General features: G+C 72.8%; 12 protein-coding genes and 1 pseudogene. 7 read left to right on the forward strand and 6 right to left on the reverse strand.

Going from position 1 to position 13,213, the window contains the following annotated elements:
• Positions 1-602, forward strand: a 602-nt coding sequence (locus AB0I15_RS65785; protein ID WP_358120686.1) for a LysR family transcriptional regulator substrate-binding protein, incomplete at its 5' end; no start/stop codon positions are given.
• Positions 603-644: 42 nt separating this feature from the next.
• Here the strand turns inward: AB0I15_RS65785 and AB0I15_RS65790 are convergent.
• From AB0I15_RS65790 to AB0I15_RS65815, 6 genes are all read right to left on the reverse strand, one after another.
• The gene (locus AB0I15_RS65790; RefSeq protein ID WP_358120688.1) at positions 645-1,988 is read right to left on the reverse strand and encodes a serine hydrolase domain-containing protein; all 1,344 of its coding nucleotides are present in this window, start codon (positions 1,986-1,988) and stop codon (positions 645-647) included.
• Positions 1,989-2,006: 18 nt separating this feature from the next.
• Complete coding sequence (locus AB0I15_RS65795) at positions 2,007-3,284, reverse strand: hypothetical protein (protein ID WP_358120692.1); 1,278 nt, start codon at positions 3,282-3,284, stop codon at positions 2,007-2,009.
• Positions 3,285-3,309: 25 nt separating this feature from the next.
• Positions 3,310-4,266, reverse strand: coding sequence for a hypothetical protein (locus AB0I15_RS65800; RefSeq protein ID WP_358120695.1), 957 nt, complete (start codon positions 4,264-4,266; stop codon positions 3,310-3,312).
• Positions 4,267-4,432: 166 nt separating this feature from the next.
• Positions 4,433-4,630: a DUF4236 domain-containing protein gene (locus tag AB0I15_RS65805; RefSeq protein WP_358120697.1), complete on the reverse strand. Its 198-nt coding sequence runs from the start codon at positions 4,628-4,630 to the stop codon at positions 4,433-4,435.
• Positions 4,631-4,789: 159 nt separating this feature from the next.
• Positions 4,790-5,065 (reverse strand): hypothetical protein, encoded by a 276-nt coding sequence (locus tag AB0I15_RS65810; protein WP_358120699.1) that lies wholly within the window; start codon positions 5,063-5,065, stop codon positions 4,790-4,792.
• Positions 5,066-5,334: 269 nt separating this feature from the next.
• Positions 5,335-6,084 (reverse strand): class I SAM-dependent methyltransferase, encoded by a 750-nt coding sequence (locus tag AB0I15_RS65815; RefSeq protein ID WP_358120702.1) that lies wholly within the window; start codon positions 6,082-6,084, stop codon positions 5,335-5,337.
• Positions 6,085-6,296: 212 nt separating this feature from the next.
• On the opposite strand from AB0I15_RS65815, the gene AB0I15_RS65820 reads away from it, so the two are divergent.
• The 6 genes and pseudogenes from AB0I15_RS65820 to AB0I15_RS65845 form a co-directional block, all read left to right on the forward strand.
• The gene (locus AB0I15_RS65820) at positions 6,297-8,510 is read left to right on the forward strand and encodes an ATP-dependent RecD-like DNA helicase (protein WP_358120705.1); all 2,214 of its coding nucleotides are present in this window, start codon (positions 6,297-6,299) and stop codon (positions 8,508-8,510) included.
• Positions 8,511-8,624: 114 nt separating this feature from the next.
• A complete protein-coding gene (locus AB0I15_RS65825) occupies positions 8,625-9,827 on the forward strand; it encodes an Ig-like domain-containing protein (RefSeq protein ID WP_358120708.1) in 1,203 nt (400 codons plus the stop codon).
• Complete coding sequence (locus AB0I15_RS65830; RefSeq protein ID WP_358120710.1) at positions 9,827-10,333, forward strand: GNAT family N-acetyltransferase; 507 nt, start codon at positions 9,827-9,829, stop codon at positions 10,331-10,333. Before AB0I15_RS65825 ends, AB0I15_RS65830 begins: the two co-directional genes overlap by 1 nt.
• A 437-nt stretch (positions 10,334-10,770) precedes the next feature.
• Entirely contained in the window at positions 10,771-11,466 is a 696-nt protein-coding gene (locus AB0I15_RS65835; protein ID WP_358120713.1) for a TetR/AcrR family transcriptional regulator, read from the forward strand.
• Positions 11,459-12,373: an ABC transporter ATP-binding protein gene (locus AB0I15_RS65840; RefSeq protein WP_358120715.1), complete on the forward strand. Its 915-nt coding sequence runs from the start codon at positions 11,459-11,461 to the stop codon at positions 12,371-12,373. Before AB0I15_RS65835 ends, AB0I15_RS65840 begins: the two co-directional genes overlap by 8 nt.
• Positions 12,370-13,213: pseudogene (locus AB0I15_RS65845) on the forward strand (polyketide antibiotic transporter); the annotation flags it as partial. The gene AB0I15_RS65840 and the pseudogene AB0I15_RS65845, both read left to right, overlap by 4 nt.

Here is a 13,213-nt window from a genome sequence, read left to right on the forward strand (position 1 = left end):
TGCGGCTGGCCGCCACCCCGCTGGCCGTCAACCCGGTCCTGGCGGCCCGGCTGGCGCTGGCGCGGGCCCGGTGGCCGCGCCTGGAGCTGAGCCTGCGCACGTGCGGCCGTGATCAGGTCCTGGCGACGGTCGCCGAGGGGCGGGCCGATCTGGGGCTGGCCGACGGTGTCGCCGCGCCGAGCGATCCGCTGCGCCTGCCGGACGCCGGGCCGATGACGACCGTCGGCGTGAGCGAGGAGGACCTGGTGGTGGCCCTGCCGGCCGGTCATCCGCTGGCCGGGCGGGCGGCGCTGCGGCTGGCCGACCTGGTGGACGCGCGCTGGCTGCAGACGCCGCTGTGCCCGCTGGAGCGGCTGCGGGATCTGGTGGGCGAGGGTTTCCCGGCGGGGGTGGACTATCAGGGCGATGACGTGCACACGGTGCTCAACCTGGTCGAGGCCGGTCACGGCCTGACGCTGCTGCCCGCCTCCGCCCTGCCCGCCTCCGCGTGCGGGGTGCCGCTGGCCGCGCCCCGGCTGGTGCACCGGGTGGAGCTGCTGCACGGCGCCCTGCCGCCCGGGGCGGCGGCCGACCTGGCCGGCACCGTCATGAGCGGCGTGTGACGGGCGGTGTGACGGGCGGTGTGATCGGGCCGGGACGGGCGCTCAGGCGTGCCAGCCGGTGACCCCGCCCGGCACCGGCGCGGCCGGGTCGTAGGGTTCGCGGGTGAAGACGAAGGTGTTGAGGTCGAGGTGGTCGGGCGCCACCCGCAGGGTCTCCCCGGCGTAGTAGCCGTCCAGGCCCAGCCAGGTCCCGTCGTCCTGCGGCACGAACCGTGAGGCCCGTCCGGCGCCGCCGACCGGCTCCAGCGACAGCCCCCGCTCGGGCAGCAGCCGCAGCGCGTACGGTTTGGGCCCCCAGTGCCACACCCCGGTCAGCGCGAGCAGGTCCGGGTCGGCCGCCGCGGGCCGCCATTCGTCGGGCAGGCGCGGTTCGTGCTCGTCGAGGATGTCGAGCAGGTCGTACAGGAGGGTGCCGCTCATCCCGGAGGTGGTGTTGGCCATGAACAGCACGCCGGCTCCGTCGCCGGGCTCGGCCCACACGGTGGCCAGGAAGCCGGGCATGGATCCGGTGTGCCCGGCCAGGCGGCGCCCGCGTGCCCGGGCGAGCTGCAGGCCGAGCCCGAATCCGGAGGTCCAGGTGTCGCCGTCGTCGACGCCGGCCGGTTCGCGCATCTCGGCGAGGGTGTCGGGGCAGAGCACGCCGCCGGTGTCGCCGCCGAGGAAGGCCGCCCATCGGGCCAGGTCGGCGGGGGTGGACCAGAGCTGCCCGGCCGGGCCCATGGCGTCGGCGTCGTGCTCGGGCTCGGTCAGCACCACGTCGGCCCACGGGTGCACGGCGTAGCCGGTGGCGTGGGGCGGGCGGGGGCGGGGGGTGGTGTCGTTCATGCCGAGCGGGTCGAGCACCTCGGCGCGCAGCGCCTTGAGCCAGGTGGTGCCGCGCAGGCGGCCGACGAGCTCGCCGAGCACGGCGAAGCCGACGTTGGAGTAGTGGAAGCGCCGCCCGGGCCGGTGTTTGAGCTCGCCGGGGCCGAGCCGGTCGAGCAGGTCGGCGGCGGGGACGCCGGGGGTGCGCTCCCACCAGGGGGTGGGCGGTTCGGCGGTCACCCCGGCGGTGTGCGACAGCAGGTGGGCGATGGTGAGGTGGCCCAGCCGGGTGCCGGGCAGGTGCCGTTCGAGGGGGTCGTTGAGGGTCAGCTCGCCCTCGTCGCGCAGCCGCATGACGACGACGGCGACCATGCTCTTGGTGATCGAGCCGAGGCGGTATTGGGTGGCGGCGGTCGGAGCCTGCGGTCCCGCGGGCCCGTCGATGCGGCCGCGTGCGCCGAACCACGCGAGCCGCCCGTCGCGGACGATCGCCGCCGTCAGCGACGGCACCCTGCACTCGGCCTGTTCGACGGCCAGTCTGCGCAGCAGGGCGCGCGCCGTCGGTTGTCCCACCTGCGTCATGAGCGACAAGAGTAGTCGCTAAACGAGCACCAGCCGCGGCCCGATCAGCTCGCCCTGATGGGGCTGCGGGTGGGCCTGGTCGTGGGAGTGGTGGCCGGCGTACCAGACGACGACGTTGGCGCCGTTGAGGTTCTCGCCGTTGAGGAAGCGGTCGAGCGCGGCGCGGTCGCGCGGGCCGGGGTTGCCGTCGTCGAGCTCGCGCGGGTGGTGGCGCAGGAACCACAGGTCCGACACCCCGTAGGCGTCGGCGGCGCCGTCGTACGGGCCCGGGTGGATCTGGTAGCCGCGGCCGGAGGACTTGTCGCGTACCTGCCAGTAGCGGGCGGGGTGGCGGCGCCTGCGGGAGGTCTCGCGGATGATCGGCACCGGTTCGGGGATGAGCGAGCCGGTGTCGTCGATCTGCTCGATGACGTCGTTGCCGGCGCCCTCGATGTCGAAGTCGAGCCGCCAGTAGGCGTGGTGGCGGTGGACGAGGCACGTCATGGGGTTGGCGGTGGCGGCGAATTCGACGTTGAGGATGGGCACGTGCGCCTGGCGCAGCACGAGCCGGCCGCGGTAGCGGACCTGGCGCAGTTCGACGCCGCCGCCCATGCCGGGGTTCTGCGGGGCCGAGGCGCGCGGGCGTACGACGAGCAGGTTCCACAGTTCGGTGGTGCCGCGGTGGACGCGCAGGCGTACCTGGTCGGGGCCGCCGCGGTCGGCGAGGGCGTCGATGCCGTCGGGGACGCTGCGCTCGCAGTCGTGGTGCATGCGCACGTTGACGCCGGCGGGTGTCCAGTCGACCCGGCGGCCGGAAAGGTCGACGGCCACGATGCGGTGGTGCAGGCCGGTGGGCTCGCTCGGGGTGTACAGGCCGAGGGTCACGCGGCGCACGGTGGTGCCGTCGGGGTTCTCGGTGTCGGCCAGGGGCGGCATGGGGCGGTAGACGACGACGTCGTCCCCGGTGGGGAAGCGGCGGTCGGCGCGCAGGATCGCGGCGGCGGCGACGAGTTCTTCGCGGCTGGGCTGCGGGCGGTGGGCGCTGGGCCGCAGTTCGGCGCGTTCGGGCCGGTCGAGGGTGCCGCGCAGTTCGATGGAGCGGTTGCCGGCCGGGTCGAACACGGTGGCCTGGAACGGGGCGTTCTCGCCGGGGTCGTGGCCGAGGCCGGGCGCGAAGGCGACGGTGAGCCGGGCGGGGTCGGCGACCTCGAGGGCCGCCAGCGCGTCGGGGTGGCCGGCGACCGCCTGGCGCAGCCGCTGCGGGGTCAGGCCGGTGCGGGGGACGGCTTCGAGCGTGAGGCGTACCTCGTCGGTCATGTCGGTTCTCCCCTGGCTGGTCTGGTCATCGGGAGGGGGCCTGGTCGAAGGTGTCGAGGATGGCGGCGGTGGCGTCCAGGTCGCGGGTGGTGCCGCCGAGCCGGGGGACGTCGAGGGAGCCGGGCCAGGTGTGGCCGCCGCCGTCGATCGTGTACAGGCGCAGTGTGGTGCCCCGAGGGCAGGATTTCCAGTCCTGGACGCGTACCTGGCCGGACAGCCGGCCCGCCGTGCGCCCGGAGCAGCCGAGCAGTTCGGCCCAGCCGCGCGCGGCCCGCTCGACCGGGGCGAGGGTGACGAGGTCGGCCAGGCCGCGCAGGTCGCCGGTGGCGTCCTGGAAGGGGTGGCCGCCGGTGTAGGGGACGATGCGGTCGGCGGTGCCGTGGAAGGCGACGATGGTGGTGGGCCGGGCACCGGGACAGGGCCGCACGATGTTGAGCCCCGCGACGGCGGCGACGCCGGCCAGGCGGCCGTCGAGGGCGCAGATCAGCCCGGCGGCCATGCCGGCGCCGAAGGACATGCCGGCGGCGAACGCGCGGCGGGGGTCGACGCACATCCGGTGTTCGAGGTGGTCCAGCAGCGCGGCCAGGAATCCGGTGTCGTCGGGGCCGCCGGTGTGGGGCAGGGTCCAGCCCATGCGGCCCTGGGCGGCCTGCGGGGTGGCCACGATGTAGCCGCGCGGCGGCCCGGCTTCGGGCAGGCGGCTGTAGATGGCCTGGCGGGCGGCGGTGGAGTTGAGGCCGTGCAGGTCGAGGACGACGGGGTGGGGGCCGTCGCCGTCGGGCGCCGCCAGCAGGAAGGTGCGTTCGAGGCCGCCGAAGGTGATCGTGTGGCGGCCGGGTGCGAGCGGTCGCGGGTCGGCGCAGCCGGAGGGGCCGGCCGTGGGTCGCGCGTGGGCGGGCGGGGAGGGCGGGGCGGGTGCGCCGGCGCAGCGGGGGGCGGCCAGCAGTGCCGCCGCCAGCAGGATGGTCAGGCGTGCGGGCATCGCGCCTCCCGAGGTCGTCCCCTGCCGGAAGTGTGCGCGACGGCGGGGCCGGCGCGCGAGCCCTGTGGCGGTGTGGCGCCCTACGGGGACGAAACGAACGGGCCGGAGACGTTCCCGTCTCCGGCCCGCGTCGTCGGCGGCCGTCTTGGGCGGCCGTCTTGGGCGGTCAGCGTGAGCGGTCCGCGCTGCCGAGGGTCTTGCGCCAGTGGAAGCCGCCGGGCAGGTTGACCGACAGCGTACGTCGGCCGTCTGCCGTACGGGTCACCCGGAACAGCCGGTTGCCCCAGCTGTGCCCCACGCCGCGGCGGGACAGGTTCAGCCGGAACGGGCCGAACTTGATCGACTTTCGGTAGCTCCAGCCCATATCGCATGTCCTCCATGTGCGTTCTCGGAGGACCTCCGACTACCCCAATGAGCCGCGACCTATCGGCTTCGGTAAAATTTCGATCTACCCTCCGGCCGCGGGCCCGTCCGACGGCCGCACCCGGCGCGTCATGGCGGTCCCGGCCTGCCCGCCGGGTTCTCAGTCGATGGAGTACCGGTACTGGAACCACCAGCCCGGGCGCGGATCGTAGCCGGGAATGCCGCTCACGGTGTAGAAGCAGGCCGAGGCGTAGACGTCTGGCGGGCTGTGGGTGTGGAAGCTGTAAAGGTTGCAGGGGGCTTCTTCGGTGAAGGGGCCTTGGTAGGCGGTGATGTACGTGCGGGCGGAGGCGGCCTGGGCGAGGCCGCCCGGCAGCGCGAGCGCACCGGTCAGGCCCATCGCAAGCGCCGCGATCCGCACTCGCCGTCCGGTCATTTCATGCTCCCTTCAGCAGGAATTTCCGCGTTTCCTTTTCCAGTGCCGTGAACATGATCCAGAACACCCATGATTTTGACACGAATTTCCAGCCGGGCGCAGGCCCCATTTCCCCACCCGAGGCTCCTGGGGCGGCTCCGCGTGTGTGCAGGGCAGATGGCGCACGCACCGGCTTTTGCGGCACCGGCGGCAGCGCAACCCGGACGGCTCATCCCGGCGCGTGAAAATGCGGAATTTTCAGCCGGGTCCAGGAAATCGGCGTGGGCCGGTCAGGGAGTGTCGGCACAATCGCGCCGTGCCACGAACACGAATTCGCCGCCCGGCCGGTCGGGTGCGTCGCGTACGTCCTCGACGACGAAGCCGTGCTCGTGCAGGTCCCGCTCGATCTCCTCACGGTCGCGGAAGCGAAGTGTCGAATCCGAGGTCAGCACGTCCCCGTCCGCGGCGAACACGTGCGTGCCCCGGAAGCTCACCAGCGGCAGGCTCACGTCCGTCAGCTCGGCCCAGGTCTCGACGCGGCCGACGCCCGGGATGTCCGTCACGCGGTAGGTGGTCTCGCGTGTCCACGCCGCCCACTCCTCCCACACGCGCCGCGCCGGATCGCGCGTCTCGAAGACGAGCCGGCCGCCGGGCCGCAGCGCCTCGTACGCGCCGCGCAGCGTGGTGCGCCATGCCTGCGGATCGGCGATCGCCTGGGCGACGTTCCCGGTCATCGTCACCAGGTCGATCCGCAGGGGCGGCAGGTCTCCCGCGTCGCCGTCGAGCCAGCGCACCCGCTCCGCGCCCGGCTTGCCCCGCGCGACGTCGACGGAGGCCCGCGCGGGATCGATCCCGGTGACCGTCATCCCGCGCTCGGCGAGCAGCAGCGCGAACACGCCCGTGCCGCACCCGATGTCCAGCACGGACCGCGCGCCGAACTCCCGCGCCATCGCGAGATACGCGTCGAGATCGCCGCGGTCCGGATCGAGCGGGTCGTAGATGGCGGCCAGGCGCGGATGCCCGAACATTGCGTCAACCATGGAGGCGAACGTATGCGGCCCCGGGCCCGCGCGGCCACCGCTTTGTCGGGCGACGGCGCCCGGCGGGTGCGGCGACGTGCGGCGTGGCGGTGTGCGGCGCGGGCGGCTTTCCCGGGGGAGGGGGTCTCGGTGGGCCCGTGCATCGGCCCGCTCTGCGGCTCGGCGATGCTGCTCTACTCTTGCGACGGAAAGCAGGCGGGAGAGGGGTTTGCGTGAAGCCGGGCGCGGATGGTTCACAGGTTTCGTCTCTCGATGCGGTGCTCGAACGCGTCACCTACGCCAATGAGGAGACCGGCTACACCATCGCCCGGGTGGCCACCGAGCGTGGTGGTTCGGAGTTGCTCACCGTCGTCGGGCCGCTGCTCGGCGCGCAGGTCGGGGAGTCGCTGCGGTTGCAGGGCCGCTGGTCCTCCCATCCCCGCTACGGCCGGCAGTTCGAGGTGTGGTCCTACACCACCGTGCTGCCCGCCACCGTGCAGGGCATCCGCCGCTACCTCGGCTCCGGGCTGATCAAGGGGATCGGGCCGAAGATGGCCGAGCGCATCGTCGACCATTTCGGCACCGACACCCTCGACGTCATCGAGCAGCGGCCCGAACGCCTGGTCGAGGTGCCGGGGCTCGGTCCCAAGCGCACGAAGATGATCGCCGCCGCCTGGGAGGAGCAGAAGATCATCAAGGAGGTGATGATCTTCTTGCAGGGGGTCGGCGTGTCCACGTCCATCGCGGTGCGCATCTTCAAGCAGTACGGCGACACCTCCATCTCCGTCGTCCGGACCCAGCCGTACAAGCTCGCCGACGACGTGTGGGGGATCGGCTTCAAGACGGCCGACACCATCGCCCAGGCCGTCGGCATCCCCCACGACAGTCCCGAGCGCGTCAAGGCGGGCCTGCGGTACACGCTGTCGCAGGCGGCCGACGACGGCCACTGCTATCTGCCGGCCCCCAACCTCGTGGGCGACGCGGTCAAGATCCTCGAGGTGCCCGCCGACCTGGTCTCGGCCTGCCTGGAGGAGCTCGTCACGGCCGAGGGCGTCGTGCGCGAGGAGATCCCCGCCGGAGAGAACGTCGTACCGGCGGTCTATCTGCCGCCCTTCCACCGCGCCGAGATGTCGCTCGCCTCCGGCCTGCTGTCGCTGCTCGGCAACGGCCACGACCGGCTCAAGGCGTTCGCCGACGTCGACTGGGAGCGCGCCGAGGGCTGGCTGCACGGCCAGACCGGCGCGGAGCTGGCCGCCGAGCAGCGTCAGGCCGTCCGCCTGGCCCTGACGGAGAAGGTCGCCGTGCTGACCGGCGGTCCCGGTTGCGGCAAGAGCTTCACCGTGCGCTCGATCGTGCTGCTGGCCCGCGCCAAGCGCGCCAAGGTCATCCTGGCCGCCCCGACCGGCCGGGCCGCCAAGCGCCTGGCGGAGCTGACCGGTCACGAGGCCACCACGGTGCACCGGCTGCTGCAGTTGCGGCCCGGCGGTGAGGCCACCTTCGACCGCGACAACCCGCTCGACGCCGATCTGGTCGTCGTCGACGAGGCGTCCATGCTGGACCTGCTGCTGGCCAACAAGCTCGTCAAGGCGGTGGCGCCGGGCGCTCACCTGCTGTTCGTCGGCGACGTCGACCAGTTGCCGTCCGTCGGCGCGGGCGAGGTGCTCAAAGACCTGCTGGGCGCCGGCGACATCCCCCGCGTACGGCTGACGCAGATCTTCCGCCAGGCCCAGGAGTCCGGTGTCGTCGTCAACGCCCACCGGGTCAACACCGGCCGTCACCCCGTCCTGGAGGGCATGCGGGACTTCTTCCTGTTCCCCTGCGAGGAGCCGGAGGAGATCGCCGCCCTGACCGTCGACGTCGTCGCCCGCCGCATCCCGCGCAAGTTCCGTCTCGATCCGCGCCGCGACGTCCAGGTGCTGGCGCCCATGCACCGGGGGGCGGCCGGCGCGGGCGCGCTCAACTCCGCCCTGCAGGAGGCCCTGACCCCCGCGCGGGAAGGCATGCCGGAACGCCGCTCCGGCGGGCGGGTCTTCCGCGTCGGCGACAAGGTCACCCAGTTGCGCAACAACTACGACAAGGGCGCGGCGGGGGTGTTCAACGGCACCGTGGGCATCGTCACCGCCATCCAGCCCGACGAGCAGAAGCTGACCGTCCTGACCGACGAGGAGGAGTCGGTCGACTACGCCTTCGACGAACTCGACGAGCTCGCCCACGCCTACGCCGTCTCCATCCACCGTTCCCAGGGCAGCGAGTATCCGGCCGTGGTGATCCCGCTGGCCACGAGCGCCTGGATGATGCTGCAGCGCAACCTGCTCTACACCGCCATCACGCGGGCCAAGAGGCTCGTGGTGATCGTGGGGTCGCGGCGGGCGCTGGCGCAGGCCGTACGGACCAAGGGGGCGGGCCGCCGGCACACCGGCCTCACCCATCGCCTCACCCGGCGGTGACCAGCGGCAAGTGATGGAAATGTGACCGAACTCTCCCAAATGATTCCGCGTCTTACATGCAGGAGCATTAAGGTTTTTGAGGTGCCTTTTGGTGCCCTTGGGGAGAGGACGATCTTGAACATCGCGCACGCTTGGAGGAGACCCACCAGCGCCGCCGCACTGCTCGCCGTGGCGGCCTTGACGGCGTCATGCTCAGGTGGCGGCGCCGCGGGCCCCGGGCCCGACACGCCCGAGGGCACGATCGTGGCCACTCCCCAAGCGCCCACCGTCAAGATCACCCCCGCCGAGGGCACGAGCAAGGTCAGCCCCGACAAGAAGGTCGTCGTCACCGCCGCCGGCGGCGCCCTCGAGGACGTCACCGTCGAGGCCGGCGGCGAGCAGGTCGACGGCGCGTACAACACCGACAAGACCCGCTGGACGTCCAAGACGCCGCTGAAGCCCTCGACCAGCTACAACGTCTCGGCCAAGGCCGGCGCGACGACCGCCACCAGCACCTTCACCACCGCCAAGCCCGAGCGCGCCCTGCAGGTCGCCGACGTCACCCCCAACGCCAAGGGCGAGACCCTGGGGGTCGGCGCCCCCATCATCGTCACCTTCAACCAGCCCGTCACCAACAAGGCCACCATCGAGCGCGCCCTCGAGGTCGACGCGGAAAAGCCCGTCCAGGGCGCCTGGCGCTGGATCAACGACACCGTCGTCATCTACCGCACCGCCAAATACTGGCCGGCCCACCAGAAGGTCACCTTCAACGCCAACATCACCGGCATCAAGGCCGGCAAGGGCCTGTACGGGGTCAAGGACTACACCGCCGGCCTCAAGATCGGCGCCAAGCAGATCAGCAAGGTCGACGCCGCCAAGCACATGATGTACGTCTACAAGGACGGCAAGCGCGTCCAGTCCATGCGCATCAGCGCCGGCATGGCCACCACCCGCGAATACACCACCACCAGCGGCGTGCACCTGACCATGGAACGCGGCAATCCCGTCCGCATGATCTCGCCGGGCCGCAAGAAGGGCGACCCCGGCTTCTACGACGTCATGATCGACCACGCCGTGCGCATCTCCAACTCCGGCGAGTACGTCCACGCCAAGAACAACGTCTGGGCCCAGGGCGTGCGCAACGTCAGCCACGGCTGCATCAACGCCCGCCCCGACCAGGCCCGCTGGTTCTACGACAACGTCCAGCGCGGCGACGTCGTCGACATCACCGGCACCGACCGCGCCCTGGAGTGGAACAACGGCTGGGGATTCTGGCAGATGCCGTTCTCCCAGTGGAAGAAGGGCAGCGCCCTGAACGGCAAGAGCGGAAAGTCCTGATGCGCGTACGTGAGGGTCGTGACGGGGACGTGCCCGTCGTGCTGTCCATGTTCGACAGTGCCGTGGCCTGGCTGGCCGCCCAGGGCCGTACCGGCCAGTGGGGCGAGCGGCCCTTCACCGGTGACGATCGGCGTACCCGGCAGGTGGCCGACTGGCTGGCGGGCGGCGGCATGCGCATCGCCGAACGCGACGGCCAGGCGGCCGGCTGCGTCGTCGTCGGCGCCGCCCACGACTACGTCACGCCCGCCACCGAGCCGGAGCTGTACGTCCAGGCCCTGGTGACCGACCGCCGCCACGCCGGCCACGGCGTCGGCCGCACCCTGCTCGACTGGGCCGCCGGTGAGGCCCGGGCCCGTGGCGTGGACCTGCTGCGGGTCGACTGCTACGCCGGGGACGACGAACGCCTGGTGGCCTTCTACGAAGGCTGCGGCTTCACCCGCGCCGCCCCGTTCACGGTGGGCACGTGGCCGGGCATGCTCCTGCACCGCCGCCTGACCGCCGCCTGACCCCCGCCTAAGAACCCGCCTAAGAACCCGCCTGAGCCCGCCGCCCGTGCCGAAGAGCGCCGGGGGTTCGCCCGTGACGACATCATGGGCCGGTTCTCTCTGTGCCGCCGGCTTGGCGTCGTCCCGCTCCAGTTGTTCGCTTTCCAGGCGGTCTACGCCGTCGCCTCGCACGTCGAAGGCGGTACGCCGATCGGCAGTGCCTTTCCGCCGCCGTACCTGCTGCTGTGGGCGGGGTCGATCGTGGCCGCGGGGCTCGCCCTCACGGTGATCTTCCCCCTCCACCGGCCGCCTGGCCTGCCGAAAGATGCTCGCCAGGCACGGGTCTTAGCCCGTCCGGCTCCGCCGATCACCCCCGCCTGCCGTACCGGCTATGCAAGCGCATAGTATGCTTCCCAAGCGAACAACTCACTATGCGCTTGGATAGGAGATGGGGAACGGTGACGACCCCACGACCCGACCCTGAAGACCTGACCGCCCGCGCGCGGATCCGAGACGCCGCCCTGCGGCATTTCGGGGAGCACGGCTTCGAGGGCGCGACCACCCGGGCGATCGCCGAGACCGCCGGCGTCTCCCCGGGCCTGCTGCGCCACCACTTCGGGACCAAACAGGAGCTGCGCGAGGCGTGCGACGCGTACCTGGTCAAACTGATCAGCGGAATCAACGAGGAGGCCGGCGCCGCCACCCCCGCCGACGGCGTCAACCACGTCGCCGCCGCCATGGCGGCCCTCGGCCCCTACCAGCGCTACCTGGCGCGCGCCCTGACCGAGGGACGGGCCGAGCCGGTGTTCGACGCGATGGTCCGGATGAGCGAGCACTGGCTCGCGAGGCTCGACGAGCGCCGCGACGACCCGCCCTTCACCGGCCGCAAGGCCAGGGCGACGGTGGGCACCGCGATGGCGCTGGCCGTCGGGATCCTCCACCAGCACGTGTCCCGGGGGCTCGGCGCCGACATCGCCGGCGAGGAGGGCGCCCACCTGCTCGCCCTGACCGTGCTCGACCTCTACTCCCACCCCTGGCTCAGCCCGGACGAGGCCGCCGCCTACCGCGACGCCCTGGACACCACCCGCACAGGCGCCGGGGCCGCACCCCGTCCTACCGAACCCCGTCCGACCGAGGAGAACCCTGATGCATGACGCGATAGCGGTGACCGGCCTGGTCAAGAGCTTCGGCGCGACCCGCGCCCTCGACGGCCTCGACCTCACCGTGGGCACCGGCGAGGTCCACGGTTTCCTGGGGCCGAACGGCGCGGGCAAGAGCACCACGATCCGGATCCTGCTCGGCCTGCTCCGCGCCGACGCCGGCACCGCCCGGCTGCTCGGCGGCGACCCGTGGGCGGAGGCGACGGACCTGCACCGCAGGCTGGCCTACGTGCCCGGCGACGTCACCCTGTGGCCGCACCTGTCCGGCGGCGAGGTGATCGACCTGCTCGGACGGCTGCGCGGCGGGCTCGACGAGCGGCGCCGCGCAGCATTACTGAAGCGCTTCGACCTCGACCCCCGCAAGAAGGGCCGCACCTACTCCAAGGGCAACCGGCAGAAGGTCGCCCTGATCGCCGCCCTGGCCTGCGACGTCGAACTGCTCATCCTCGACGAGCCCACCTCCGGCCTGGACCCCCTGATGGAGGAGGTGTTCCGCGACGCCGTCCGGGAGGAGCGCGACCGTGGCCGCACGGTGCTGCTGTCCAGCCACATCCTGGCCGAGGTCGAGGCCCTGTGCGACCGGGTGACCATCATCAAGGACGGCCGCGCGGTCGAGAGCGGCACCCTGGCCGGCCTGCGCCATCTCACCCGCACCTCCATCCAGGCCGACCTCGCGGGGCCGGCGGACGGGCTGGCCGGCCTGCCCGGCGTGCACGACCTGCGCGCCGAGGGCGGCCGGGTGCGGTTCGACGTCGACACCACCGCCCTGGACGATGTGCTGCGCCGTCTCACCGACGCCGGGGTACGCGGCCTCGTCAGCCGGCCGCCCACCCTGGAGGAGCTGTTCCTGCGGCACTACGCCCCCACCGGCGACGGTGAGCACGCGCAGGCGACCCGATGACCGGCACCGGCCGGCTGGTACGCCTGGCGCTGCGCCGGGAACGAGCCATCGCCCCCTGGTGGATCCTGCTGATCGTGACCCTGGCCCTGACGATGGTCGCCTACGTCACCAACGCCATGGGCACCGACGAGCTGAAACTCGCCTACCTGGACGCCATCCGCCGCAGCGCCTTCCTGTCCGCGCTCGGCGGCGGCATCCCCGAACCACGCCTGGACGTGCTCGCCACCTGGCGCAGCGGCGGGTTCCTGTACGTGGCGAGCGCGTTCGCCGCGGTCATGTCGGTCGTCCGGCACACCCGCAGGGAGGAGGACGCCGGCCGCGGCGAGCTCATCTGCTCGGCCGTGGTGGGCCGCCACGCCCCGCTGAGCGCCGCGCTGCTGACGGCGGGGGCGATCAGCCTGGCCGGCGGATCGCTGACCGCCGCCGCGCTGATCGCGATCGGGTTCGAGCCGATCGGCTCGCTGGCCTACGGGGCCGCCGTCACGCTGGCGGGCTGGGTGTTCGCCGGCGTCGCCGCCGTCGCCGCGCAACTCGCCCGAAACGCCCGTACGGCCACCACGATCGGCCTGTCCGCGCTCGCCCTCGCGTACGTGACGCGCTACGCCGGCGACGCCACCGGGCAGCGCTGGCTGACGTGGCTGTCCCCGATCGGCTGGGGCCACCTGGTCCGGGCCTACCAGGACGAACGCTGGTGGATGCTCGGGGTGTCGCTCCTGGCGGCCGGGCTGTCGGCGGCGCTGGCGTACCGGCTGCGCGGCCGGCGCGACCTCGGGGCCGGGCTGCTGCCCGAACGCCTCGGCCGCGCCCGGGCGCCGCGGCTGCGCGGCCCGGTCAGCCTGG

Origin of the sequence: Nonomuraea sp. NPDC050643, assembly GCF_040654715.1 — a bacterium.
Lineage (GTDB): Bacteria > Actinomycetota > Actinomycetes > Streptosporangiales > Streptosporangiaceae > Nonomuraea.

Bases quoted from the DNA above. Each gene is read 5' to 3' on its own strand.
- AB0I15_RS65830 (WP_358120710.1), top strand. From the start codon at position 9,827: ATGCGCGTACGTGAGGGTCGTGACGGGGACGTGCCCGTCGTGCTGTCC.
- AB0I15_RS65805 (WP_358120697.1), bottom strand. From the start codon at position 4,630: ATGGGCTGGAGCTACCGAAAGTCGATCAAGTTCGGCCCGTTCCGGCTG.
- AB0I15_RS65815 (WP_358120702.1), bottom strand. From the start codon at position 6,084: ATGGTTGACGCAATGTTCGGGCATCCGCGCCTGGCCGCCATCTACGAC.
- AB0I15_RS65790 (WP_358120688.1), bottom strand. From the start codon at position 1,988: ATGACGCAGGTGGGACAACCGACGGCGCGCGCCCTGCTGCGCAGACTG.
- AB0I15_RS65810 (WP_358120699.1), bottom strand. From the start codon at position 5,065: ATGACCGGACGGCGAGTGCGGATCGCGGCGCTTGCGATGGGCCTGACC.
- AB0I15_RS65795 (WP_358120692.1), bottom strand. From the start codon at position 3,284: ATGACCGACGAGGTACGCCTCACGCTCGAAGCCGTCCCCCGCACCGGC.
- AB0I15_RS65800 (WP_358120695.1), bottom strand. From the start codon at position 4,266: ATGCCCGCACGCCTGACCATCCTGCTGGCGGCGGCACTGCTGGCCGCC.
- AB0I15_RS65840 (WP_358120715.1), top strand. From the start codon at position 11,459: ATGCATGACGCGATAGCGGTGACCGGCCTGGTCAAGAGCTTCGGCGCG.